Origin of the sequence: Rhabdaerophilum sp. SD176 (genome assembly GCF_030143245.1) — a bacterium.
GTDB lineage: Bacteria > Pseudomonadota > Alphaproteobacteria > Rhizobiales > Beijerinckiaceae > Rhabdaerophilum.
Genome location: NZ_JARJNS010000001.1, coordinates 123,062 through 147,824, shown reverse-complemented (window position 1 = coordinate 147,824; position 24,763 = coordinate 123,062). Strand labels below are relative to the sequence as shown.

Below are 24,763 nucleotides of genomic sequence, written 5' to 3'. Positions count from 1 at the left end.
GCCGCGTCAGGTATCGTCATCGTCTTCTTCGTCCGCCATCCGGCTGCCGAGGATCTCGGCCACCATGGCCCGGCTGACGGGCTTCTTCCGCAGCAGCGACTGGTGGTCGAGCGCGGCAACAAGGGCCTGGACAGCCCCGTAGGAACGCTCGATCCGCGCAAGGGCGTAAGACACGATCTGCGCATCGACCTGGATCTGCCGGTCAGCGAAATGCTTGACGAACAGGCCGGCGAGAAGGCTGTCCTCCGGTTCGGCAAGGGTCAGGAGCGGCTGCGCCCGGAGGCGCGAGAGCAGGTCCGGCGTGCGGATGCCCCATTGATCCGGCGGGAGCCGCGCTGTGATCACGAGCGACTGGCCAGCTTCCCGCGCGAGGTTCAGGAGGTGGAACAGGGCGACCTCCTCTGCCGGATGGCGATCGGCATCCTCCAGAACAAGCGCGCGGGAACGAGCGAGATGGGGTACATCCCCCCGATCGAGATGATCTGCCCGGAGAATTCGCGCACCCGATTCCTGGGCGAAGATCGTGGCGAGATGGGATTTGCCACTGCCCGGAGGGCCGATGATGATCGCAGCCGGCGACAGCCAGCGTGGCCAGCGCTCGATATGGGCGAAGGCAGCCTCGTTGGCGGGCCCGACAAGGAAATCCTCCCGCCCGAAACGCGGGGCTGAATCCAGCGGAAGAAGAAACTGGTCGTCCCGGCTCACGGATCGAAGGTTTCCGTCGGCGGTTCCGCCGGGAGGCGGTATCCATGGAAGAGCGGGCTCGCGAGATATTGCCGGATGCCGAACCGGACGAGCACGCCGATGATCGCAGCCAGCGGTACGGCGAGCATGATTCCGACAAAGCCGAAAAGCGAGCCGAAGGCGAGCAGTGCAAACATCAGCCAGACAGGATGCAGCCCGACGGCATTGCCGAGCAGCTTCGGCTGCAGGATGTTGCCCTCGATGAACTGCCCGGCGGCAAAGATGCCGATGACGACGACAACCATCGTCCAGTCCGGCCAGAACTGGGCAATGGCGACACCGACCGAGAGGACAAGGCCGGTCAGCGAACCGACGAAGGGGATGAAATTGATCAGCCCGGCAATGATGCCGATCACGAAGCCGAAATTCAGCCCGGCAAGGCTGAGCCCGATCGCGTAGAACAGCCCGAGCAGGAAGCAGATTGTCGCCTGTCCGCGCAGGAAACCGGCGACCGAGGCATCCATCTCGCGGACAAGGTCACGGATCGTGTCGCGATGAACCAGCGGGAGCCAGGAATCGAGCTTTCCGACCATCCGGTCCCAGTCGAGGATCATGTAGAAGGCCACGACCGGCGTCAGCACCAGCAGCGAGACGAGGCCGAGAATGGCCTGCCCTCCGGAGAGCAGCGACGTCACAAAGCTCCCGAGCCAGCGCGCGGCATCGCCCAGACCCGACGAAAGCTGGCCCTGGATTTCCTTGAGCCGGTCGGGGCCGCCGAAGCGTTCGATCAGCGCGCCGCCCTGTTCGGTCAGCACGACCTGAAGGCGGCCGACATAATCGGGCATCTTGGCGATCAACGCCGAAAGCTGGTTGAACATCAGCGGAACGACCGCCAGCAAAACGACGACGAACAACAGCACGAAGAGCAACAGGACGAGACAAGTGCCGACCAGCCGGCTCATGCCGCGCCGCTCCAGCCAGTCGACCAGCGGGTCGAGCAGATAAGCGAGGATCAAGGCGGCCACGAAGGGCATCAGGATCCCCGAAAAGGCGTAGAGGAACAGGGCAACGCCGGCGAGGCACAGGACCCAGAACCCGATCTGTCGCTGCAGGGTCATGCCTGTCTCCCCAGGATCATTCGGCCATATGCCGGAACCATCGTGCGAAATAGGCTGCGACGGAAACCACCGTCAAGGTGGCGACCAGCGCATAGATCAGCGTGAGCACGATCGGCGGCAGCGGAATCGCGAATCCCGTTACGGCCAGCGTGGTGCTGACCGCGACAATCTGGGCGGCCGTATTGGCCTTCGAGACGCGCATCGGCTCGATCGCGATCGGATTGTTCATCAGCCAGGCGATCACCACGGCTCCCACAATCATCAGATCGCGGAAGATTACCAGGACGACGAGCCAGAACGGCACCATCTTGACCGAAACCAGCGCGATGAAGCTGCAGGCGATCAGTGCCTTGTCGGCAAGGGCGTCGAGATAGGCGCCGATCTCCGTGCGCTGGTCGAGCTTGCGGGCGAGATAGCCATCGAGCGCATCGGTAATGCCGGCGATGATGAAGATCACCGTTGCCCAGGCGAAGCGCCCCTCGACGATCATGACGACAATCAGCGGGATCAGGCAGAGACGCAGGAGGGTCAGAGCATTGGCGATGGTCATGGTGAGGCGGCTCCATCCGCCGATACTCATGGCTCAGCACGGCGGAAGCGTCAAATCCCCCGCAATCGGCCCGGATGCCGGCAATCGGGGTTGCATTTTCCGCCCGGTTGCGGTTGTTCCCAGCCAAACCTGCGACAAGCCGCGAGTATCTCCGATGGCGACCCAGCCTCCGACCAATGGACTGACCTATGCCGAAGCCGGTGTCGATATCGATGCCGGGAATGCCATGGTCGAGGAGATCAAGCCGCTCGTCCGCGCAACGCGCCGCCCCGGCGCCGATGCCGAGATCGGCGGATTCGGTGGGCTGTTCGATCTCAAGGCGGCGGGCTTTCGCGATCCGATTCTGGTCGCGGCGAACGATGGCGTCGGCACCAAGGTCAAGATCGCGATCGAGAGCGGCCGGCACGAGACGATCGGCATCGACCTTGTCGCCATGTGCGTCAACGACCTGATCGTGCAGGGTGCGGAGCCGCTGTTCTTCCTCGACTATTTCGCGACAGGCAAGCTGACACCGGAGCTGGGCGTCGCCATTGTCCGCGGCATTGCCGAGGGCTGCCGTCAGGCCGGTGCGGCGCTGATCGGCGGCGAGACGGCAGAAATGCCGGGCCTTTATGCCGAGAAGGATTACGACCTCGCCGGTTTTGCGGTCGGCGCCGCCGAGCGTGATGCGCTGCTGCCGCGTCTCGACCAGATCCGCCCCGGCGATGTGCTGCTCGGGCTGGCCTCTTCCGGCGTCCATTCCAACGGCTATTCACTGGTGCGGAAGATTGTCACCCTGTCCGGCCTCCCCTGGGACGCGCCGGCTCCCTTCGCGGCGGAGCGCAGCCTCGGCGATGCCCTGCTCGAGCCGACGCGGATCTACGTGAAGTCACTGCTCGCGGCCCTGCGCGGCCCGGCCGGCGGCGGCATCAAGGCGCTGGCCCACATTACCGGCGGTGGCTTTATCGACAATATCCCGCGCGTCCTGCCCAAGGGGCTCGGCGTCGATCTCGATCTCGGCGCCATCCGCCCGCCGCGCGTCTTTGGCTGGCTGGCGCGGACCGGTGGCGTGGCCGTGACGGAAATGCTCCGGACCTTCAATTGCGGGATCGGGATGGTGATCGTGGTCGATCCGGCCGAAGCCGGGCGCGTCACCGCCAGCCTGCAGGAAGCGGGCGAGCAGGTCTCTGTCGTCGGCACGCTGATCGATGCCACGGGCGAGCCGCTCGTGCGGCCGCGCGGGACACTGGCTCTCTGAAATGATGCGCGACCGGCAGAAGAAGCGCGTCGCCATCCTGATTTCCGGGCGCGGCTCCAATATGGAAGCGCTTGTCCGGGCCGCGCGTACCCCCGGTTTTCCGGCCGAGATCGTACTCGTCCTTTCGAACAAGGCGGAAGCCGGAGGTCTTGCTTTCGCCCGTGAGGCCGGGATCACCACCGCCGTCGTCGAGCACAAGGCCTATGGCAAGGACCGGGCGGCCTTCGATGCTGCGATGCAGGATGTGCTGGTCGCGCATCGGGTCGAGATTGTCTGCCTCGCCGGCTTCATGCGGCTGCTGACGGCCGAATTCTGCACGCAATGGCTGGGGCGGATGATCAATATCCACCCTGCCCTCCTGCCGTCCTTCAAAGGCCTCGATACCCATGCCCGCGCGCTGGAAGCAGGCGTGAAGCTGCATGGCTGCACGACGCATTTCGTCACGCCCGGCATGGATGAGGGCCCGATCATCCTGCAGGCTGCCGTGCCGGTGCTCGACGATGATACCGAGGCCAGTCTCGCCGCCCGTGTACTGGAACAGGAACACCGGATCTATCCGGAAACGCTCCGTCTGCTGGCGTCGGATTCGCTGGCCATCGAGAGGCAGCGGGTGCTACGGCGCGCCTGAGGCGCAATCCTGCCGGCCCCATTCCTGCTCGGCGACATGCTTCTCCCATTGCCGCAGCAGGACGGCCCGCCGAAGCGGCGGCCTCTCTTCCAGCACTTGGATCGTCTCGATCCGGTCGGTCCGGAAGGTCCGGAAATCCTGACGCAATTCGCAGAAGCCGATCAGCACGCGGCTCCGTTCGAAATAGCCGAGCAGGACCGGCCAGACGGTGCGTTCGGTTTCCTGCCCGTTGGGATCGCGGTAGCCGATCCGCAGCTTGCGGTTGTCGCGCACGGCACGCCGCATCTGGCTGGTCGAGATCCGGTCAAGAGGCAGGCTGCCATAGAGCGGGGCATAGAGCGGCGCTTCCCGCAGGGAAAGGCGGGTCGATTCCGGCAGGACTGCCTCGATCTTGGCGATGGCGTCGTCGATAATGCGGCGCAGTTCCGGGTCGCCCCGCTCGCGGACGAAGCGCGCGCCGAGCATCAGCGCCTCGCCCTCTTCCGGCGTCAGCATCAGCGGCGGCAGGTCATAGCCCGGCTCGAGGATATAGCCGATACCGGCCTCGCCCCGGATCGGCACCCCTGTGCCCTGCAAGCTGGCGACATCGCGGTAGATCGTCCGCTCCGAAACCTGCAATTCCGCAGCCAAAGTTGCTGCCGTGACCGGGCGACGCCGGCGGCGCAGGGCTTGTGTCAGGGTCAGCAGGCGTTCGGACCGGGCCATGGCTCTCTATGGGCCGGCATCCTGACAGCTTCTGTCAGGATGAGGCAAGGATCACCTTTTCCAGCCGGACCCGGTTGTCGTGGAAGGCCGCCCCGCCGCGCGGTGCTGTGGGGTCGGAGCCGGTCAGCACGTTGATCCCCTCGCCCCGGCGATGGGCCTTGTTGGGGAAGATACCCTCGGCGATCACCACGCCGCGGCGCAGCCCGTCGAAAAGCTTCACCCCCAGTTCGACATCGCCGCGCGGATTGACGACGCGGAGCAGGTCCCCCTCGACTACGCCGAGCGCGGCAGCATCTTCCGGGTGGATCATCAGGGCCGGCTGCCCTTCCCGCTTTTTCGACCCCGGTGTCTCGGTGAAACTGGAGTTCAGGAAAGACCGCGCCGGCGCCGTGACCAGCCGGAACGGGAATTCGGCAGTAGCTTCCTCGATGACGGACCAATGATCCGGCAAAGCGGGCATATCCTGCCAAGGGCCCATCAGGCCGTCGCTCTTCAGCGGGATTTTCCGCCAGTCCGGCGAGAAGCGGAATTTGCCCTCGCGATGGCCGAAACCCTTGAGGAAATGGGCCGATTCGAAAGGCGGGTCGGTATCGACAAAACCTTCGCGCTCGAGTTCAGCCAGCGTTCCGCGATTGCCGTTCTGCAAGGCCCAGTCGATATGTTCGCGCGGGGACATTCCGAAGCCGGGATGCTCGGCGCCGAGGCGCTGCGCCAGGGCGACAATCACATCATGGTTGGTCCGGCACTGGCCCGGCGGCTCGACCAGCTTCGGGCCGAGCATCAGATGGGTATGCCCGCCGCCCTGGTAGAGGTCGTCATGCTCCATGAACATCGTGGCGGGCAGGATGATGTCCGCCATTTCGGCTGTTTCTGTCATGAACTGCTCGTGGACGACCGTGAAAAGATCCTCCCGGGCAAACCCTTTGCGGACAAGGCGCTGCTCCGGAGCCACAGAGACCGGATTGGTGTTCTGGATCAGCATTGCCATGACAGGCGGGCCGTTTTTCAGCGCCTCGGCATCGCCGGTCAGGATCGGGCCGATGCGGGACTGGTCGAGCCATCGGATCTTCGGATCAAGCGCGTCCAGCCCCTCGATCATCCGTTTGGCCACGCCATAGGTGCCGGAATTGGAATGGAAGGCGCCGCCGCCCTCGTATTGCCAGGCACCGAGCAAGGTCGGGATGCACAGCGCAGCATGCATGTTGACCGCGCCGTTGCGCTGCCGGGCGAAGCCATACCCGAGCCGGAAGAAGCAACGCCGCTTCTCGCCGAGCAGCCTGGCCACGGATTCGATCTCGGCGGCGGGAACGCCGCAGATCGCTTCGGCCCATTCCGGTGTGCGGGCGGCGAAATGCGCCTCGGTTTCGGGGGAGAAATCGGTCAGTCGGGCGAGATAGTCCCGGTCGGCGAGGCCATCACGCAGCAGGACATGGATGATCCCGCAAGCCAGAGCAGCATCGGTGCCCGGCCGGACGAGAAGCGGAATATCCGCCTGCCGCATCGTCTCGTTCATGTAGACGTCGACAACGATGATCGGCGCGCCGCGCTCCTTCCGGGCGCGCATGGCATGGGTCATCACATTGACCTGGGTATGCACGGCATTCGTGCCCCAGATGACAACACAATCGGACTTGGCCATTTCGCGCGGATCGACCCCGGCAAGGCGGCCCGTGCCGGCGACATAGCCGGTCCAGGCCATGTTGGTGCAGATCGTGTCATACATGCCGGAATAGCGCTTCACATGGCGCAGCCGGTTGATGCCATCGCGCATCACCAGCCCCATCGTGCCGGCATAGAAATACGGCCAGACGGACTCGCTGCCGTAACGCTTCTCGGCATCGAGGAAGGCTTCCGCGGTACGGTCGAGCGCCTCATCCCAGCTGATCGGTCGGAACTGGCCGCTGCCTTTCGGGCCGGAACGGATCATCGGCTCCATAAGCCTTTCCGGATGATGGATCCGCTCGGCATAGCGCGCGACCTTCGCGCAGATCACGCCGGCCGTATAGGTCTGGCTGGCAAGGCCACGGACCTTGCCGATCCGGTTGTTCGGCAGCACCTCGACATCCAGCGAGCAGGCACTCGGGCAATCATGGGGGCAGACCGAGGGGCGGAAGATCGACGTCACGGGTGCGTTCATGGGGCTACCTCAGGGCGGGCCGGGCGCGGCCCAGCCGATCGCCAAAAACATTGATCATCAGACCCGCAAACACAACAGCGCTGCCGATCATGGCGAGAAAGGAGAAATCCTCGCCGAGAAGAACGCTACCACTGAGCAGGCCGAAAACCGGCACCAGCAACGCGAAAGGCGTGACCGTCCCGGTCGAGTAGCGCTGGAGCAGGTCATTCCAGACCGCGAAGGCGAACAGCGTCGAGGGCAGGACAATGAAGGCCAGCGAAAGCACGCTGGCAAGGCTGGGCGGCGACAAGCTGGCCTGGATGGCCGGCCAGCCATCGATGGCCAGCGAGGCGAGAAAGAGAGGAGCCGGCGCGAACAGGCTGGCCCAGACGAGGAAGGCGAGCATATTCACACGCCCGGCCTTCTTGATGACCATATTGGCCGAGGCCCAGCTCATTGCCCCGCCCATCAGCATCAGGAAAGGCAGGAAGGTCGCGCCGTGGAAGCGCTCGACGGCCACGATGGCGATGCCCCCGAAGCCGATTGCCGCGCCCAGCACCTGGAACGGGGTCGGTCGTTCCCCCAGCAGCAGGTAGGCGAGCGCCATCGTGAAGAAGACCTGCACCTGGGTGACGAGCGAGGTCAGGCCAGCGGGCATGCCGAGCTTTACGGCCGAGAAGATCAGCCCGAACTTGATGACGCCGAGCAGGATGCCGAAGGCGGCGAGCGTCCACCAGCCGACCGCTGGCCGCGGGATGAAGAACACGGCCGGCAGGGCCGTGAAGAAGAAGCGGAGGGCCGTCAGCAGCAGGGGCGGAACATCCTGGACGCCGATCTTGATGGCGACGAAATTCACGCCCCAGACGAAGACAACCAGGACCGCAAGTGAAATATCACGGAAGGGCAAAGAAAAACCTCGAAAACCATCAGGAGATGCCCGTGTTATCCGTCGTTTCAGCGCCCTCGACCAATCAAACTTTCTCGCCGATCCATCAATCGTCCTGCTGAAACGAAAAAGGCCGGGCAGAAGCCCGGCCTTGAATGTCCGCGTCGAGGCTGTTCGTCAGCCGACGATTTCGTTGCCCGAGAAGAACTGGGCGATCTCGATCGCTGCATTTTCCGGCGAATCCGAGCCGTGCACCGAGTTCTCGCCGATCGAACGGGCGAAACGCTTGCGGATCGTGCCTTCGGCGGCATTGGCCGGGTTGGTGGCGCCCATCACATCGCGATAGCGCAGGACGGCGTTCTCGCCTTCCAGAACCTGCACGACAACCGGGCCGGAGACCATGAAGTCGACGAGCTCGCCGAAGAAGGGCCGCTCCTTGTGGACAGCGTAGAAGGCTTCTGCCTCACGGCGCGCCATGATGATCCGCTTCTGGGCGATGATGCGCAGGCCCGATTCCTCGATGACCGCGTTGATCGCGCCGGTGAGGTTCCGCTCGGTCGCGTCCGGCTTGATGATCGAGAACGTGCGTTGAATGGCCATGGAATCCTCTTGCCTCTTCGGATTGGTCTCGGCGGCTCTATAGCGGGGCCTGCGGTGACGTTCAATGGTGGGAAGCCGAGATTTCTGCAGCGCAGCATGCGGCGGCTGCTTCCAGCGAGGCATTCGGCCGCCCTGCCCGATCATTTCGCGAGGCTGTTGCACGGGAAGGCTGGCCAGCCGGCCGAGGTTCGGGCATATCGCGCCGATGCTCACCTTGTCCGAACTCACCTATCGCCTCGGGCCGCGCCTCTTGATCGATTCCGCCTCGGTCACGTTGCCGGACGGGGCGCGCTGCGGGCTGGTCGGGCGGAACGGGTGTGGAAAGTCGACCTTGTTCCGCCTCCTGCTCGGCGAAATCGCGCCGGAAAGCGGTACGTTCTCGTTGCCGCGCGGTGCGCGGATGGGCCATGTCGCGCAGGAAGCCCCGGGCGGGCCGGTCAGCCTGCTTGATTATGTGCTCGCGGCTGATACCGAGCGCGCCTCTCTGCTGGCGGAATCGGAAACCGCGACCGACCCGGCCCGCATCGCGGAAATCCAGATCCGCCTGACGGATATCGGCGCCCATGCCGCGCCGGCCCGTGCGGCTGCCATCCTGTCCGGCCTCGGATTCAGCCACGAGGACCAGGCCCGGCCGTGCTCGGATTTCTCGGGCGGCTGGCGGATGCGTGTCAGCCTCGCGGCGATGCTGTTCCTCGAGCCCGACCTGCTGCTGCTCGACGAACCGACCAACTATCTCGATATCGAAGGCGCGATCTGGCTGAAATCGCATCTGCGCCGCTATCCGCATACCCTGCTCGTTGTCAGCCACGACAAGGAATTCCTGGACTCGGTCTGCGATGCGATCCTGCATCTCGATCGCGGCAAGATGACCTTCTATCGCGGCAATTACTCGCTCTTCGCCCGCCAACGGGCCGAAAAGGCGATGCTGGCGGAGAAGGAAGCCGACAAGGTCGCCGCACAGCGCGCCCATCTTCAGGCCTTCATCGACCGGTTCAAGGCCAAGGCGAGCAAGGCCAAGCAGGCCCAAAGCCGTGTGAAGCAGCTGGAGAAACTGGGCCCGGTGGCCGTCTTCGCCCGCGAGGAAGCAGCCCGCCTGCACCTGCCCAATCCCGAAAAGCCACTCTCGCCGCCGATTGTCACCATGGACCGGGCGGTAGCGGGCTATGGCGAGCGGGTGGTCCTGCGCAATCTTACGCTGTCAATCGCTGAGGATGACCGGATCGGGCTGCTCGGACAGAACGGCAATGGCAAGTCGACATTGGTCAAGCTGATTGCCGGTCGGCTTGCTCCTCTCCAGGGCGATGTCCGCCGCTCGCCGAAGCTCAGTGTCGCTTACTTCGCGCAGCATCAGCTCGATGAGCTGGATGCCACCGAGACCCCCTATGCGCTGGTGCGCCGGAAGATGCCGCCGCAATCCGGCGAAGCGCAGATCCGCGCCCGGACTGCGCAGCTCGGCTTCGGCGTCGACAAGGCCGATACGCCGATTGCCCGGCTCTCCGGCGGCGAGAAGGCGCGGCTGCTGCTCGGGCTTGCTGCGTTTTACGGGCCGCATCTGCTCATTCTCGACGAACCGACCAACCATCTCGACATTCCGATGCGCGAGGCGCTGGTCGAGGCGCTGGCGGAATACAAGGGCGCGGTGATCATCGTCAGCCATGACCGTGCCATTCTCGACGCTTCCTGCGACAGGCTCTGGCTCGTTGCGGAGGGTGTGGTGAAGACCTTCGACGGCGATCTCGACGACTACGAGACGATGATCATCACCGCCCGTGGCAGCCAGAATGCCGAGGGACCGGTTGATCGCGAGGCCAGTGGCCAGGCTGAGCAGCGACGACAGGCGGCGGAGAAGCGACAGAACATCAAGCCGCTCCGGGAAAAGTCCCGCCTTCTCGAAGCCCAAATGGAGAAGCTGCAAACGCTCCTCGCCCGGGCAGATGAGGTGCTGGCAGCACCGGATACTTTCGCCAAGAGCCCGGAACGGGCCGTACAGATCGCGCGCGACAGGGCCGCCCTCGCTGAACGTCTCGCCGCGATCGAGGAGGAGTGGCTCGAGGTGATGGCGGAGATCGAGGCGGTCGGCTAAGCTTTGTGAGTCTTTCTTGTACCGGGTGCCCCCATGAGCTTCGAAATCTGGCTGGTCTATTTCGCGGCGGCGATCGGGCTGTCGCTCACGCCCGGCCCAAACGGGCTCCTTTCGCTCACCCATGGCGTCCAGCATGGCTTCCGCAAGACCATCTTCACGGTGCTGGGGGGCGGCCTCGGCTTCCTGATCCTGATCGCGGCGTCGCTGGCCGGGCTCGGGGCGTTGCTGGCGGCCAGTGAGCAGGCCTTCACGCTCGCCAAATGGGTTGGCGCAGCCTACCTCGTTTATCTTGGCATCCGCCTGTGGCGTGCCCCGCCGACCCTGGTGCGCGCCGAGGCTGCCGATGGTGCCGGCCGGACCGAAAGCGGCGCGAGCCTTTTCAAGCAGGGTTTCCTTGTCGCGGCCTCCAACCCGAAAGCGCTGATCTTCTTCGCTGCCTTCCTGCCGCAATTCATGGTGCCCGGGACCGGATTTCTCGCGAATCTGGCGATTTTCGGCGGCACTTTCGTTCTCGTCGAGATCCTCTACGAGCTGATGCTGGCCTTCGCCGCGCAGAAGATCGCGCCCTGGCTCAGCCGCCATGCGCGGACCTTCAACCGCATAACCGGCGGCATGTTTGTAGGGATCGGCGGGCTTCTGGCGACGGCGCAGCGTTAGGGATCAGGCCTTTTTCACCCAGCGGCCATTATCCTGCTGCCAGTACGTAGCGGGATGGCCAAGCGCCTTGACCGTCTTCCAGGCAGAGCGGGCGAGATCGACGGCTTCCGGATCGTCCCCGTCAAACATCAGCACGACCCGCTCGAACGGGTATTGCGCAGGCAAGGGTGCCCGGTCGACCAGAAAGAGCACTTCCGGATTGTTCGCGAGGCAATCGCCCGTGGTCAGCAGGATCGGTTGATGCTCGGCATCCCCCTCCTCCTCCCGGCCATGAGGCAGGAAGCTGTCTTCCCGATAGGACCAGAGCGTTTCGTCAAGCACGGCAAGCCGTTCGGCCGATCCGGAGCGGATGACGGCGTTCCAGCCCTTTTCCAGGGCCTTCTCGAGCAGGAGCGGCAGGGCCGCTTCGAGACGCTGGCCCTGCAGATGGTAGAACAGGATCTCGGCCATGCGGCCCCGCGCCTCGCCCCGTCAGCCTTCGTAGTTCTCGGCCACCAGCCGGTCGAGCAGGCGCACGCCGAAGCCCGACCCCCAGCTCTTGTTGATGTCGGTCGAGGGCGAGGACATGGCCGTGCCGGCAATGTCGAGATGGGCCCAGGGGCAGCCATCGACAAAGCGTTGCAGGAACTGCGCGGCCGTGATGGCGCCGCCATAGCGACCGCCGGAATTCTTCACATCCGCGAATTTCGAGTCGATGATCTTGTCGTATTCCGGGCCGAGCGGCATGCGCCAGAGCTTCTCGCCCGTGGCGGTGCCGGCCTTGAGCAGGTTCGCGGCGAGATCGTCATTGTTCGAGAACAGGCCGGCATGTTCCTGCCCGAGCGCCGCCATGATCGCCCCGGTCAGCGTGGCGAGATTGACCATGAATTTCGGGTTGTATTTCTGCTTCACGTGCCAGAGCACATCGGCAAGGACGAGGCGGCCTTCCGCATCGGTATTGATGATCTCGATGGTCTGGCCGGACATCGAGGTCACGATGTCGCCGGGGCGCTGGGCATTGCCGTCAGGCATGTTCTCGACAAGGCCGATCGCGCCGATGACGTTGGCCTTGGCCTTGCGCGACGCGAGGGCATGCATCAGCCCGACCACGGCGGCCGCTCCGGCCATGTCGCCCTTCATGTCTTCCATGCCCTGCGCGGGCTTGATCGAAATGCCGCCGGTATCAAAGACAACGCCCTTGCCAATGAACGCGACGGGCGGAGCCTTCTCGTCCTTGGCACCGAGCCATTTCATGATGACGACCCGGCTTTCCTGTTCCGAGCCCTGACCGACCCCGAGCAGGGCGCGCATGCCGAGCTTTTTCATCGCCTTCTCGTCGAGAATGTCGATTTCGACGCCGAGTTTCTCGAGCGCGGCGGCACGGTTGGCGAATTCGGTCGGCGTCAGGACATTCGGCGGCTCGTTCACGAGGTCCCGCGCGAGGGTCACGCCCGAATAGACCGCGTCCCGTGTCTTCAGCTCGCGCCGCGCGGCGGCAGCATTTTCTGCCAGCAGCGTGACGGCCCCGGCTGCGGGGGCGTCGGCATCGTCACCCTTCTTCTGGGTCTGGTAGCGATCAAAGCGATAGGCCGCCAATTTCATCCCGAGGGCCATGTCGGCAACGGCTTCCGGCGCGACAGCACCGTCGGGCCCGGCCGCGAGCACGCTGGCATTGCGGCCCTTGGGCAGCTTGCCGAGGATCTGGCCGCCCAGCTTGAGGAAATCCTGTTTCTGTCCTTCGGCGATCTCCATGCCGACCAGCACCACATGGGTGGACTTGTCCCGGAAGCCGGCCTCGGCCGGCAGCGAGAGCCCCGCACCGGATTTTCCGGCAAAGGTCTCGGCTTCTGCAGCCGCCGCTATGCGCGCCGCACCCGCCTTGCCCAGTCGCTTGGTGGCTTCCGGACCAAGCTTGCCATCCTTCCCGACGAGCACGACGAGGACATCCCCGATGGCCTCGTCGAGGCCGGCAATTGCAACTTTCAGCGCACTGGACATGGCGTTTCCCTACCCTTGTGCCGGCAGCCTGTGCCGGAACGTCTATCGATTCCCACGAGCGAAGGTGGAGCGGAATTCGCCGCACTGCAAGGCGGATGACAGGCGGGCTGTGACATGATGTCCGGCGTTCCTCCTGCCGCGCCTTGCCGACGCCGCGATTTCGGGTCAAGAAGGCTGGGAGAAAGGAATGCGATGTCGCTGATCGAGCGCTACATTTTCCGAATCGCGAGCTTCGCCTTCCTGATGGGGCTGGTGGCGCTGACGGCGATCATCTGGCTGACGCAGGCGCTGCGCGAGCTGAACCTCGTGACCGGCAAGGGGCAGTCATTGCTCGTCTTCTTCCAGGTGACTTTCTACGGACTTCCTGCCCTTGTCATGGTGATTGCCCCGATCGCGCTGTTCGTGGCTGTGCTCTACACACTGAACCGCCTTAACGGTGACAGCGAGCTGATCGTGATGAATGCGGCCGGGATCCCGCCGCGCAACCTTCTGAAGCCGCTGGCGATCCTGACCGTCCTGGTCTCGATGACGGTCGGATTCATGACGCTGTACGCCATGCCGGAGAGCTTCCGCTCGCTCCGGACCCTCATCACGAAGATCCGCGCCGATGTCGTCACGCGGATCATCCAGGAGGGCAAGTTCATCACGCTCGACCAGGGGATCGTGTTCCATTACCGCGAGCGCCTGCCCGGCGGGGCCATGGGCGGCGTCATGATCCACGATTCCCGCGACCCGAAGACCTCGGCCACCTATCTCGCAGCACGCGGCGTGGTCACGGAGGTCGAAGGCTCGACCTATCTCCTGCTCGAGCAAGGCTCGATGCAGCGGCAGCAGCAGGGCGCCCGCGAGAGCGCGATCATCGCCTTCGAGCGCTATGTGTTCGATCTCGACCAGTTCGAGCAAGGCGGCGGCGTCATCCAGTACAAGCCGCGCGAACGCCGGACCTGGGAATTGCTGAACCTCGACCGCAATGACCCCTTCGTCCGGTCAATCTACGGGCGATTCCGGGCCGAGCTGCATGACCGGCTGACCAACCCGCTCTACCCGCTCGCCACGCTGGCGATTGCCTTTGCCGCGCTGGGCAATGCGCGCACCACCCGGCAGGGGCGTGGCACAGCAATAGCCGGAGCCGTGGCGGCGCTGATCCTGATGCGGATCGCCGGGTTCGCTGCAGCGGGTCTCGCGGTCCGTAGCCAGGCCGGTGTATGGCTGATGTATCTCGTGCCGATCACGACGACAATTTTCGGCACGGTCTACGCCTACCGGACCTTCTGGCCGACGACCCAGCGTGAATCCGCGCTGGTGGCGCGCCTTTCCGGCTGGATCGAACGGCGACTGCCCCAGCGTGCCGGGGCGGCTTCATGATCGGCTCAACCCTCGGGTTCTACTTCGCGCGTCGTTTCGCCGGAGCGATGCTGGTCGTGTTCGGCACGGTCTTTGTGCTGATCTACATGCTTGATTTCGTCGAGCTGATGCGCCGCGCCGGCGATGCCGTCGGTGCCGGAGCCGGCACGATGGCCCGGCTCGCCCTGTTCCGGACGCCAGCAACCGCCGAGCAGGTGATCCCGTTCGGCATGTTGTTTGGCGGAATGGTGACTTTCATTGGCCTTTCACGCCGGCTGGAACTGGTGATTGCCCGTTCGGCCGGCATTTCCGCGTGGCAATTCCTGACGCCCGCCCTGCTGGTGGCGCTGCTGACCGGCATTTTCGTGACGACCGTGTACAACCCCGTTTCGACCAGCCTGAAGGATCAGGCCAACGCGTTGGAAGCCCATATCTTCCGGCGTGGGGGCGCGAATCTCGGCAACGCCGTCTGGTTGCGCCAACGCTCTGTCGATGGCGAGGCGATCATCCGTGCCACGGCCTTTGATGCGGAACGCAACGTGCTTCTCGGTGCCTCGGTCTATGTGATGGATGACCGCAACCAGTTGCTTGAGCGCATCGAGGCGACGGAAGCGGAACTGCAGTCCGGATTCTGGCGATTCCGGCAGGCGCGCGTCGTCTCCCTGGATGTCGAACCGGGCAATTACGAGACCTATCTGCTGGCCAGCAACCTCACGGTAGACGAGGTCCGTTCAGCCCTTGGGCCAGGGCAGGCTGTGTCATTCTGGTCGCTGCCAGAAATTGTCTCGCGGCTGGAACTTGCCGGCCTCGATGCAACGCGGTATCGCCTTGTCTATCAGACGTTGCTGGCCCGTCCGGGCCTGCTCGTCGCGATGGTTTTGCTGGCCGCTTGTTTTTCTTTAAAGTTTTTACGATCTGGTGGTCTGGCTCGAATGGTGTTGGGTGGCGTGAGCGCAGGGTTTGCCCTCTATGTGGCGACAAAGGTCGTCGAGGACCTGGGAAATGCCGGGGTGGTTTCGGCCGCCTTCGCAGCCTGGGCTGCCCCGGCTGTTGCCAGTGGCTTCGGCATTCTCACGTTGCTGCACAAGGAAGACGGCTGATGCAGCTGATCTTCGGCAATAATCCACCGGAATGGTTAACGTTCCGCAAAGCGCTTCCGGCGGCGCTTGCGGTGTTCCTGTTCGCGCCGGTCCTGGCTACGGAAGTCTCGGCCCAGACACTCAACGAGCGCCTTGCCGCGCGCCAGCAGAGCAGCAAACAGTCGCGGATGGTGGTGGATGCACGCGAGGTCGTATACGACCGCGACCGCGACCGCGTCAGCGCGGTCGGCGATGTGCAGATCCTCTATCAGGGCCGCACGCTTCAGGCGGACCGCGTCACCTATGACCGGAAGAATCGCCGCGTCTATGCCGAGGGCAATGCCCGCCTGACCGAAGCGGATGGCACGAAGAGCTTTTCCGACCGCTTCGACCTGACGGATGATTTCCGCGACGGCTTCATTGACTCGCTGCGCGTCGAGACGCCCAACAAGACGCGTTTCTCGGCGGCCCGCGCGGAGCGGACGGGCGGCGAGCAGACGGTCTTCGATCGCGGCACGTTCACAGCCTGCGAGCCCTGCAAGGACAATCCGGAAAAGCCGCCGCTCTGGCAGGTGAAAGCCGCCCGGATCATCCATAACAATTCCGAACAGCGCATCTATTACGAGAACGCCTCGATCGAGTTCTGGGGCGTGCCGGTGGCTTGGTTCCCCTATTTCGCCTCGCCCGATCCGACCGTGTCGCGCCTGTCCGGCGTGCTGGCGCCGCGCTTCATCTCGCGGACGCGGCTCGGCTATGGCGCCTCGCTGCCGGTCTTCTGGGCCATGGCGCCGAATTACGACCTCACGGTCACGCCGTCCTTTTTCTCGCGGCAGGGTTTCCATGGTGATGCGCTCTGGCGCCACCGGACCGAGAACGGCTCCTACAATATCCGGGTGAACGGCATCTTCCAGCAGGACCGCCGCGCCTTTGATTCGCGCCCGTTCGCCGGTGCCGGCGACAAGACCTTCCGCGGCAGCATCTCGTCGCGCGGGAAATTCTACCTCAACGAGAAATGGACCTTCGGTTGGGATGGCGCGATTGCGACCGACAAGTTCTACTTCACCGACTACAAGGTGAAGCCATCCTCGCTGACCAACACCTATTTCACGGAATCGATCTCCAAGGTCTATTTCCAGGGGCGTGGCGAGCGCAGCTGGTTCGACCTCTCGGCCTATCATTTCCTCGGCCTGTCGACGACGGACTGGCAGCCGCAGATTGGCAATGCGGCGCCTTCCTTTGATTTCGACCGCCGGTTCACGCCCGACACGATTGGCGGCGAACTGAAGCTGACGGCGAACATGGCCGCGATCAACCGCGATGCGGCGTTCTACCAGCCGCTGCCGCTGGCCGGCGGCAATTTCGTACCGACGACGCTGCTCTACAACAACAGCGAGGGGCAATATTATGCCTGCCGCTATAATAGCGGCGGCGTGGCGGTTGGCAGTTACACGCCCGGGCAATGCCTGCTGCGCGGCTTTGCGGGGCAATATGTCCGCGGCAGCGTCGATCTTTCCTGGCGCAGGCAGTTCATCGATCCGGTTGGCCAGGTCTGGACCCCGTTCGTTGGCCTGCGCGGAGACCTCGCCTTCCTGCAGGTCCGCCAGTCGGGCTTCAACGCGCCAAATGATGCTTTTGGCGGCGCCGGCTATGGCAACGACAAGCAGGCCGCCTTCTTTGGTGGGAATGCCGACAACTACCTGTTTCGTGGCATGCCCTCGATCGGCATCGAATACCGGTATCCGTTCTTCGCCATGTCGAGCTTCGGCACGCACCATATCGAGCCGATTGCCCAGCTGATCGTGCGCCCGAACGAGCAGCGTATCGGCAAGCTGCCGAACGAGGATGCCCAGTCGCTGGTCTTTGACGAGAACTCGATCTTCTCGCTCAACAAGTTCTCCGGTTACGACCGGGTCGAGGGCGGGACGCGCCTGAATTATGGCGGTCGCTATTCCTTCAGCGGCAATAACGGCACTTATGCCAGCCTGCTTTTCGGCCAGTCGATCCATCTCTATGGCCGGAATTCGTATGCCCAGTATGACCTTGCCAATACCGGTCGCAATTCCGGCCTTGAAGGCCGGCAATCCCATTTCGTCGCGGCAGCGACGATCCAGCCCAATCTCAATTCCGCTTTCACCGTTCGCGGCCGGTTTGACGAGAAGACTCTCGGCCTGAAGCGTCTGGATGTCGAAGGAACCACCCGGGTCATCGAGAGGGTCCATCTGACCGCACTTTATTCGCGGATCGCCCCGCAGCCGGAACTCGGTTACACGCTGCGTCGCGAGGGTGTGTACCTCAAGACGAATGTCGACCTTCCGAACAATTTCTACGCCACCGGCTCCGTCCTGTTCGACCTTGACCGATATTTGACACAAAACATCGTCAATCCTGCTGGCAATACCTCGCCCTGGAGTGTTTCCGGAACCATGCTGGGGGTGGGCTACAAGGATGAGTGCACGGATCTGTCGTTGACCTATTCCCGCACCTACAACGACTATCTGACCGGTACGAACCAGCGGACCACCACTTACATGATGCGTCTCGAGTTGCGCGAATTGGGCGAGACCTCGATTGCGCGGAGGACGACACGCTGATGTTTACCCTTGCCCTTCCGGCGCGCGCCGGCCTGCCGGCGGCCTTTCGGCTGACGCTGGCCATGGCCGCTATCCTGCCTGCTGCGTCCCTTCTCGCGCCGACACATGTCTCCGCGCAGGCCGTGGTGGCGCTTGTCAACAATGCACCCGTCACCACCTTCGATGTCGAGCAGCGAATGCGTATCGCCTCGATGACCGAACGGCGCCGGCTCGACCGCAAGGCGGCAATCCAGGAACTGATCGATGATCAGGTGAAGCTGATTGAGGCACGCCGCATCGGGTACCGCGTCACCGAAGAAGGTGTCGAGCAGGAATTCAGCAAGCTCGCCAAGGGCGCCCGGATGTCGGAGCGGCAGTTCGAAACCGCCCTTCAGCGCGCCGGGATCCAGCCCTCTGCGTTGCGGGCAAAGATCCGGGCGGATCTGGCCTGGGTTGTCCTTCTGCGTGACCAGGCCCGCCGCGGCTCGCAGGTTACCAATGAAGAGCTGGAAACCGAGGTTGAGGCGCGCCGGCGCAAGGAAGGCGTGATTACCGAATACGTGCTGCGCCCGGTCGTTTTCATCGTGGCGCGCGGGACATCGCCGGCAAGCCGCATGGCAGCAGCCAATAATGTCCGTGCGCGGTTCAATTCCTGCGAGACGGGCTTCGACGAGATCCGCTCCCTGCCGGATGTTGCGATCCGGCCGCCGATCATGAGGACGTCCTCCGATCTTTCGCCGCAACTGCGCCAGCTTTTCGAGCGTACGCCGGTTGACCGGATGACGCCGCCCTCGCCCTCCGGAGAGGGGATCGAGATCGTGGCTGTCTGTTCGAAGAAGGAGCGCGAGAATCCGGCGTCGCAGCGTTCGGCGGTTGCGGTTGATCTCTCCGAACGCAAGATCACGGCGAATGCGAAGACCTATCTCGAATCGCTCCGCAAGAAGGTCGATATCCGTTTCCGGTAGTTCATGATGCTCGACACCTTGCCGCCCCTGCGAGAGGTGATCCGGGCATATGGGCTCGACGCCCGAAAGTCGCTCGGGCAAAATTTCCTGCTGGATCTCAACATTACCTCAAAGATTGCCCGTTCGGCGGGCAGCCTTGAGGACCATGTCGTGGTCGAGATCGGCCCGGGCCCCGGCGGACTGACGCGCGCTCTTCTTGCCCATGGTGCCGCTCGTGTGGTTGCAATCGAGCGCGATCCGCGTTGCCTGCCGGCCCTGCAAGCGATCGCGGATGCCTATCCCGGGCGATTGACGATTATCGAGGGCGACGCCCTTAAGATCGACCCGAGGGATTACCTCGAAGGCATGCCGGCGCGGATCGTCGCCAACCTGCCCTACAATGTCGGCACGATGCTGCTGATCGGCTGGCTGCGCGCCGAGCCCTGGCCGCCCTTCTATTCGAGCATGACGCTGATGTTTCAGCGCGAGGTGGCGGAGCGGATCACCGGCACGCCCGAGCGCCCGCATGATTACGGCCGCCTTGGTGTCCTCGCGAACTGGCGCTGCGAGACGAAGATCCTTTTCGACCTGCCGCCTGCAGCGTTCACCCCGCCGCCCAAGGTCACGTCGTCGGTCGTCAGGCTGGTGCCCCGCCCGGTCCTTGCGCCATGCCGGCTGGAAACGCTCGAACGGGTCACGAGTACGGCTTTCGCGCAGCGGCGCAAGATGATCCGCCAGAGCCTCAAATCCCTCGGGGATCCGATGGCGCTTGCCGCGGCGGCCGGCCTCGATGGGTCGGAACGGCCGGAGACGCTGCCGATCGAGACCTTCCTTGCGCTGGCCAATGCGCTGGATGCCCGCTGATCAGGACAGGACGGTGCGGAGATCCTTCAGCAGCGCTTCCGTCAGTGCCGGGAGGTGCGGCTGGCGGTGCCGCTTCAGCCGCTCGGCAACCAACACCTGCTTTAGATCGTGGAAGCAGCGCTCGAGATCGTCATTGACCAGGACAAAATCATAATCCTGCCAGCGGGCGATCTCGGTTTCGGCCGTGCGCAGCCGCCGCAGGATCACGTCATCCGAATCCTCGGCGCGGCGCTTCAGGCGGCTCTGCAATTCGGCGATCGAGGGCGGCAGGATGAAGACGCTGACCACATCCTCGCGCATGCACTCATAGAGCTGCAACGTGCCCTGCACATCGATGTCGAACAGCACATCCCGGCCTTCGCCGAGGGCCTGTTCCACGAGCTGCCGTGGCGTTGCGTAGAAATTTCCGTGCACTTCCGCCCATTCCAGCAGGTCACCACGTTCGCGCATCTGGTGAAAAGTCGGCACGTCGATGAAATGGTAATGGACGCCGTGGACCTCGCTCGGACGGCGGGGCCGGGTTGTGACCGAAACGGACAGGCGGATTTCCGGGTCATCCTGCAGGAGCAGGCGCGACAGGGCGGATTTCCCGGCGCCCGAAGGCGACGAGATCACGAACATGATGCCACGCCGGAGCGGAGCTTGGGTCGAGGAAGGATGCCCGGGCGCCATGATGACCTGCTGAAAAATGCCCTGAATGACCGTCTCCTAGGCGGATTCGGCTCTGAGGGCTATCCGTTCATTGCGGCGCTGCGGGTGCCGGGCGGGCACCCTGTTGCTGCGGGTTGACGGGGCGCAATGCGGGCGCAAGGGGCGCGGGCCGGATTGCCGGAGCCTGTGCCGGAGCAAAACCGGTGACCGCGCCGGTCGTGCCGGGGCTGACAAGGCCAGGCGCCTCGAGGCCCGTCCGGTTGGTGGCTGGAGGCGGTGCAGCCGGCGGAGCAGCATTGCCATCGGTCTGCGCTGGCGTACCCTGCCCGGCCCGGCTGGCCTCGATCTGCCGCCACCGGGCGACATTCCGGTTATGCTGTTCGAGGGTTTCCGCAAAGGCATGGCCGCCCGTGCCATCTGCGACGAAGAAGACATCCTTCGTCCGCGAGGGATTCGCCGTCGCTTCCATGGCCGCGCGGCCGGGATTGGCGATCGGGCCCGGCGGCAGGCCGTTGATGACATAGGTGTTGTAGGGTGTCGGGCGTTCGATTTCGGACCGCAGGATGCCCCGCCCCAATGTCGCCTTGCCGCCGACGAGGCCATAGATGATCGTCGGGTCCGACTGGAGCTTCATGTTCCGGTTGAGGCGATTGACAAAAACGCCGGCCACGCGGCTGCGTTCGTCGGCCCGACCCGTTTCCTTCTCGACAATGGAGGCCAGCGTGACGAGCTCGCGCGGGTTCTTCAGCGGCGTATCTTTCGACCGGCGATTCCAGATGTCCTGCAGGACGCGCCGTTGCTCGCGCTGCATTCGGGCCAGAAGGGCTTCGCGCGGGGTGCCGCGGTTGATCTTGTAGGTATCCGGCAGGAGTGTGCCCTCGGCCGGGATCTGGGAGATTTCGCCGACCAGAAGATCATTTTCCTTCAGTCGTTCGACAATCTGCTCGCTGGTCAGGCCTTCGGGAATGGTGACCGTATGCTCGACCGACCGGCCGGACGTGATGATGTCGATCACCTCGTTCATCGTCACCTGGCGGCGAAACAGGTATTCGCCGGACTTGGCGCGGTTCTTGGACGCTTCGCCCGAGGAGAACTTGGATTGGATGTCGCGCAGGAACAGGGCCGTCCACAGGAGGAACGGCCGCGAGATCACACCTTCCCGTTCCAGCTGCTCGGCGATATCCTCGGTCGTGGAGCCGCGTTCGATGATCACCGACCTGTCGGCAACGAGCGGGCCGGGGCTCGAAAATTCCTTCCGTGCGACGGCGATGCCACCGGCAATCACCACGGCGGCGATCAGCGTCGCCGTCATCAGACCGGAGAACAGGGCGACGAGCCCGCCCTTGCGCTTCTTGGGCGGCGGTGGTGGTGCCGGCTGCGCGGCCACCGCTTCGCCTTCGGCTGGCCGGCGACGGCCGCCGAACCAGCCCCGACGGATCTCGGCTGCTCCGCTTTCCGACCCTGTTTCCTTGCCTGGCTTGGGTGCCATCGAGACGCCTTTAACTGGTCGCAGGAACTTCAGCCCCTTGCGATTCTGAAAGCCATGCTCCGCCTATGTCTTCGGAATATGGCGAAAACGGGTTACGTGCGGCGGATCCGCCGCGAATGCCCTTCAAACCTCGAAACGACGCATCACAAGGGAGGCGTTGGTCCCGCCAAACCCGAAGGAATTGGACAGGGCCACATCGATCTTACGCTTGCGCGGCGCGTGCGGCACCAGATCAATCATCGTCTCGACAGACGGGTTGTCGAGGTTGATGGTCGGCGGCGCCACCTGATCGCGGATCGCGAGAATGGAGAAAATGGCTTCGATGGCCCCTGCTGCGCCGAGGAGATGGCCGGTCGAGGATTTCGTCGAGGACATCGAGATATTGCCGGCATGGTTGCCAAGCAGCCGCAGCACGGCTCCCAGTTCGATCTCGTCACCGAGCGGCGTCGACGTGCCATGGGCGTTGATGTAATCGAGGTCGCCCGGCGTGAGGCCTGCCCGCTTGAGTGCGGCCTTCATGCAGCGATAGGCGCCGTCGCCATCCTCGGAGGGCGATGTGATGTGATAGGCATCGCCCGACATGCCGTAGCCGACGATCTCGGCATAGATATGCGCACCACGCGCCTTGGCATGCTCGAGTTCCTCGAGCACCACCACACCGGCGCCCTCGCCCATCACGAAGCCGTCGCGGTCCTTGTCATAGGGCCGGGAGGCGCGTGCCGGATCATCGTTAAAGGCAGTCGAAAGCGCCCGGCAGGCTGCGAAACCCGCCATGGAAAGGCGCGAGATCGGGGATTCCGTTCCGCCGGCGACCATCACATCGGCATCGCCCAGGGCGATCATCCGCGCGCCGTCACCGATCGCATGGGCGCCTGTCGAGCAGGCGGTCACGACCGAATGGTTGGGGCCCTTGAGGCCATGAGCAATGGAAATGTAACCGGAGGCAAGGTTGATCAGCCGGCCGGGAATGAAGAAGGGCGAAACGCGGCGCGGACCCTTTTCAGCGAGCAGGAGCGCGGTTTCGTTGATCCCGGTCAGGCCGCCAATGCCGGAGCCGACGATCACGCCGGTCGCGGCCTGATCGTCGTAGGTGGACGGATGCCATCCGGCGTCATCCAGCGCCTGTTTTGCTGCGGCCATCGCGAAGATGATGAATTCATCGACCTTGCGCTGGTCCTTGGGGTCCATCCACTCGTCGGGACGGAAGGCGTTCGGCCCCTCGCCCCGAGGAATGATGCAGGCAATCTTGGCGGCAATGTCGGAGACATCGAAAGTCTCGATTCGCCTTGCCGCCGATTTTCCGGCGAGGATGCCCGACCAACTGGCCTCGACGCCGCAACCGAGCGGCGTGACCATTCCGAGGCCGGTGACAACAACCCGACGGAGCATGACGCTTCCCGGAAGCCTCTGGCTCAGGCCGCGTTCTTTTCGAGGAACTTCACGGCATCGCCGACCGTCACGATCGTCTCGGCCGCGTCATCCGGAATCTCGACGCCGAATTCTTCCTCGAACGCCATCACGAGCTCGACCGTATCGAGGCTGTCGGCACCGAGGTCATCAATGAAATTCGCGCCCTCGACGACCTTATCGGCATCGACGCTGAGATGCTCGATGACAATCTTCTTCACGCGCTCAGCGACATCGCTCATGGTGAACCCTTCTCTGTAGACACCTGTTGTGCAGGACAATATCGCCCCGCGGGATGGAACCCGGAGACGACAACCCGGCGCCTTCCCTTCCAAACGCGGCAGCGAAAGTCAACGTGCAGCGCGGCAAGAAGCGGAAAAAATGCCCGGATAAACCGTCTTGAAATCCGCGCGGGGCCTTCCCAGCGCCCCGATCAGATCCGGGCCATGCCACCATTGACGTGCAGCGTCTGGCCGTTGACATAAGCGGCCTCAACCGAGGCAAGATAGGCCACGGCGGAGGCAATCTCCTCGCCCTTGCCCATGCGGCCGGCGGGGATTGACCCCATGATCGCCTCGCGCTGCTTCTCGTTCAGCGCATCCGTCATGGCGCTCTCGATGAAGCCCGGCGCCACACAATTCACGGTGATGCCCCGGCTGGCCACTTCGGCAGCGAGGCTCTTGGTCATGCCGATCATGCCGGCCTTGGCGGCGCAGTAATTCGCCTGGCCGGGATTGCCGGTGACGCCGACAACCGAGGTGATGCCGATGATCCGGCCGAAGCGGCGCTTCATCATGCCCTTCACGGCGGCGCGGGCGAGGATGAAGGACGAGGTCAGGTTCACCGCGAGAACCTGGTCCCATTCCTCGTCCTTCATGCGCATGAAGAGGTTGTCCCGCGTGATGCCGGCATTGTTGACGAGGATGTCGAGCCCGCCCATCGCCTTCTCGGCTTCCGGCACCAGGGCTTCCACCGAGGCGCGGTCCGACAGGTTGGCCGTGACAACATGGCAGCGCGAACCCAGCTTCGCCGCCAGCGTCTCGAGCGCCTCGCGCCGCGTGCCGGAGAGGGTCAGGGTCGCGCCCTGCGCATGGAGGGCTTCCGCAATCGCGGCGCCGATGCCGCCCGAAGCGCCGGTGACGAGGGCGAATTTGCCGGTGAGGTCGAACATGGG

At 64.2% G+C, this 24,763-nt stretch carries 23 protein-coding genes; 9 read left to right on the top strand and 14 right to left on the bottom strand.

Annotated elements, in window-relative coordinates; translation table 11 throughout:
* Positions 1–6: 6 nt before the first annotated feature.
* From P0652_RS00720 to P0652_RS00710, 3 genes are read right to left on the bottom strand one after another with little or no spacing between them, the layout of a single operon-like run.
* Complete coding sequence (locus P0652_RS00720) at positions 7–705, bottom strand: P-loop NTPase family protein (RefSeq protein WP_284176830.1); 699 nt, start codon at positions 703–705, stop codon at positions 7–9.
* Positions 702–1,802, bottom strand: coding sequence for an AI-2E family transporter (locus P0652_RS00715; protein ID WP_284176829.1), 1,101 nt, complete (start codon positions 1,800–1,802; stop codon positions 702–704). The genes P0652_RS00720 and P0652_RS00715 overlap by 4 nt, the downstream gene beginning before the upstream one ends.
* 16 nt (positions 1,803–1,818) lie before the next feature.
* Positions 1,819–2,352 (bottom strand): CDP-alcohol phosphatidyltransferase family protein, encoded by a 534-nt coding sequence (locus tag P0652_RS00710; protein ID WP_284176828.1) that lies wholly within the window; start codon positions 2,350–2,352, stop codon positions 1,819–1,821.
* Between the two features lie 154 nt (positions 2,353–2,506).
* Between P0652_RS00710 and purM the strand changes: the two genes are divergently transcribed.
* Together purM and purN are read left to right on the top strand one after the other, a co-directional pair.
* Positions 2,507–3,589, top strand: a complete 1,083-nt coding sequence (gene purM / locus P0652_RS00705) for a phosphoribosylformylglycinamidine cyclo-ligase (protein ID WP_284176827.1) — start codon at positions 2,507–2,509, stop codon at positions 3,587–3,589.
* A 1-nt stretch (position 3,590) separates the two neighbouring features.
* Positions 3,591–4,217 carry a phosphoribosylglycinamide formyltransferase gene (gene purN, locus P0652_RS00700; protein WP_284176826.1) on the top strand — a complete coding sequence of 209 codons (627 nt, stop codon included), beginning with the start codon at positions 3,591–3,593 and terminating at the stop codon, positions 4,215–4,217.
* On the opposite strand, the gene P0652_RS00695 is transcribed toward purN, so the two are convergent.
* The 4 genes from P0652_RS00695 to ndk all read right to left on the bottom strand — a co-directional run bounded on the left by P0652_RS00695 (position 4,203) and on the right by ndk (position 8,524).
* Positions 4,203–4,922 carry a helix-turn-helix transcriptional regulator gene (locus P0652_RS00695; protein ID WP_284176825.1) on the bottom strand — a complete coding sequence of 240 codons (720 nt, stop codon included), beginning with the start codon at positions 4,920–4,922 and terminating at the stop codon, positions 4,203–4,205. The two genes, purN and P0652_RS00695, sit on opposite strands and share 15 nt — an antisense overlap.
* Positions 4,923–4,956: 34 nt before the next feature.
* Positions 4,957–7,059: a molybdopterin-containing oxidoreductase family protein gene (locus P0652_RS00690; protein ID WP_284176824.1), complete on the bottom strand. Its 2,103-nt coding sequence runs from the start codon at positions 7,057–7,059 to the stop codon at positions 4,957–4,959.
* A 4-nt stretch (positions 7,060–7,063) separates the two neighbouring features.
* The gene (locus P0652_RS00685) at positions 7,064–7,945 is read right to left on the bottom strand and encodes an EamA family transporter (RefSeq protein WP_284176823.1); all 882 of its coding nucleotides are present in this window, start codon (positions 7,943–7,945) and stop codon (positions 7,064–7,066) included.
* A 156-nt stretch (positions 7,946–8,101) separates the two neighbouring features.
* On the bottom strand, positions 8,102–8,524 hold the full coding sequence (ndk, locus tag P0652_RS00680) for a nucleoside-diphosphate kinase (RefSeq protein ID WP_284176822.1): 423 nt from the start codon (positions 8,522–8,524) through the stop codon (positions 8,102–8,104).
* 205 nt (positions 8,525–8,729) lie between these two features.
* Here ndk and P0652_RS00675 point away from each other — a divergent pair, with 205 nt between their 5' ends.
* Positions 8,730–10,607 (top strand): ABC-F family ATP-binding cassette domain-containing protein, encoded by a 1,878-nt coding sequence (locus P0652_RS00675; protein ID WP_284176821.1) that lies wholly within the window; start codon positions 8,730–8,732, stop codon positions 10,605–10,607.
* Between the two features lie 33 nt (positions 10,608–10,640).
* Positions 10,641–11,264 carry a LysE family translocator gene (locus P0652_RS00670; protein WP_284176820.1) on the top strand — a complete coding sequence of 208 codons (624 nt, stop codon included), beginning with the start codon at positions 10,641–10,643 and terminating at the stop codon, positions 11,262–11,264.
* A gap of 3 nt (positions 11,265–11,267) precedes the next feature.
* On the opposite strand, the gene P0652_RS00665 is transcribed toward P0652_RS00670, so the two are convergent.
* Together P0652_RS00665 and P0652_RS00660 are read right to left on the bottom strand one after the other, a co-directional pair.
* Positions 11,268–11,714: a DNA polymerase III subunit chi gene (locus tag P0652_RS00665; RefSeq protein WP_284176819.1), complete on the bottom strand. Its 447-nt coding sequence runs from the start codon at positions 11,712–11,714 to the stop codon at positions 11,268–11,270.
* Positions 11,715–11,735: 21 nt separating this feature from the next.
* Positions 11,736–13,241 (bottom strand): leucyl aminopeptidase, encoded by a 1,506-nt coding sequence (locus P0652_RS00660; RefSeq protein WP_284176818.1) that lies wholly within the window; start codon positions 13,239–13,241, stop codon positions 11,736–11,738.
* Positions 13,242–13,433: 192 nt separating this feature from the next.
* Here P0652_RS00660 and lptF point away from each other — a divergent pair, with 192 nt between their 5' ends.
* Genes lptF through rsmA form a run of 5 tightly spaced genes read left to right on the top strand, consistent with a single transcriptional unit; the run spans position 13,434 to position 20,042 of the window.
* Positions 13,434–14,606: an LPS export ABC transporter permease LptF gene (lptF, locus tag P0652_RS00655; protein WP_284176816.1), complete on the top strand. Its 1,173-nt coding sequence runs from the start codon at positions 13,434–13,436 to the stop codon at positions 14,604–14,606.
* Positions 14,603–15,685, top strand: coding sequence for an LPS export ABC transporter permease LptG (gene lptG, locus P0652_RS00650; RefSeq protein WP_284176815.1), 1,083 nt, complete (start codon positions 14,603–14,605; stop codon positions 15,683–15,685). The genes lptF and lptG overlap by 4 nt, the downstream gene beginning before the upstream one ends.
* Complete coding sequence (locus P0652_RS00645; protein WP_284176814.1) at positions 15,685–18,255, top strand: LPS-assembly protein LptD; 2,571 nt, start codon at positions 15,685–15,687, stop codon at positions 18,253–18,255. Before lptG ends, P0652_RS00645 begins: the two co-directional genes overlap by 1 nt.
* Entirely contained in the window at positions 18,255–19,199 is a 945-nt protein-coding gene (locus P0652_RS00640; RefSeq protein WP_284176813.1) for a SurA N-terminal domain-containing protein, read from the top strand. Before P0652_RS00645 ends, P0652_RS00640 begins: the two co-directional genes overlap by 1 nt.
* A gap of 3 nt (positions 19,200–19,202) precedes the next feature.
* Positions 19,203–20,042: a 16S rRNA (adenine(1518)-N(6)/adenine(1519)-N(6))-dimethyltransferase RsmA gene (rsmA, locus tag P0652_RS00635; protein WP_284176812.1), complete on the top strand. Its 840-nt coding sequence runs from the start codon at positions 19,203–19,205 to the stop codon at positions 20,040–20,042.
* On the opposite strand, the gene gmk is transcribed toward rsmA, so the two are convergent.
* The 5 genes from gmk to fabG form a co-directional block, all read right to left on the bottom strand.
* A complete protein-coding gene (gene gmk / locus P0652_RS00630) occupies positions 20,043–20,714 on the bottom strand; it encodes a guanylate kinase (protein WP_284176811.1) in 672 nt (223 codons plus the stop codon).
* A 67-nt stretch (positions 20,715–20,781) separates the two neighbouring features.
* Positions 20,782–22,182, bottom strand: a complete 1,401-nt coding sequence (gene mltG, locus P0652_RS00625) for an endolytic transglycosylase MltG (protein ID WP_284176810.1) — start codon at positions 22,180–22,182, stop codon at positions 20,782–20,784.
* Between the two features lie 123 nt (positions 22,183–22,305).
* Positions 22,306–23,571, bottom strand: coding sequence for a beta-ketoacyl-ACP synthase II (gene fabF, locus P0652_RS00620; protein ID WP_284176809.1), 1,266 nt, complete (start codon positions 23,569–23,571; stop codon positions 22,306–22,308).
* Positions 23,572–23,594: 23 nt separating this feature from the next.
* A complete protein-coding gene (locus P0652_RS00615) occupies positions 23,595–23,831 on the bottom strand; it encodes an acyl carrier protein (RefSeq protein ID WP_284176808.1) in 237 nt (78 codons plus the stop codon).
* Between the two features lie 191 nt (positions 23,832–24,022).
* Positions 24,023–24,760 carry a 3-oxoacyl-[acyl-carrier-protein] reductase gene (gene fabG, locus P0652_RS00610; protein ID WP_284176807.1) on the bottom strand — a complete coding sequence of 246 codons (738 nt, stop codon included), beginning with the start codon at positions 24,758–24,760 and terminating at the stop codon, positions 24,023–24,025.
* Between the last annotated feature and the right edge of the window lie 3 nt (positions 24,761–24,763).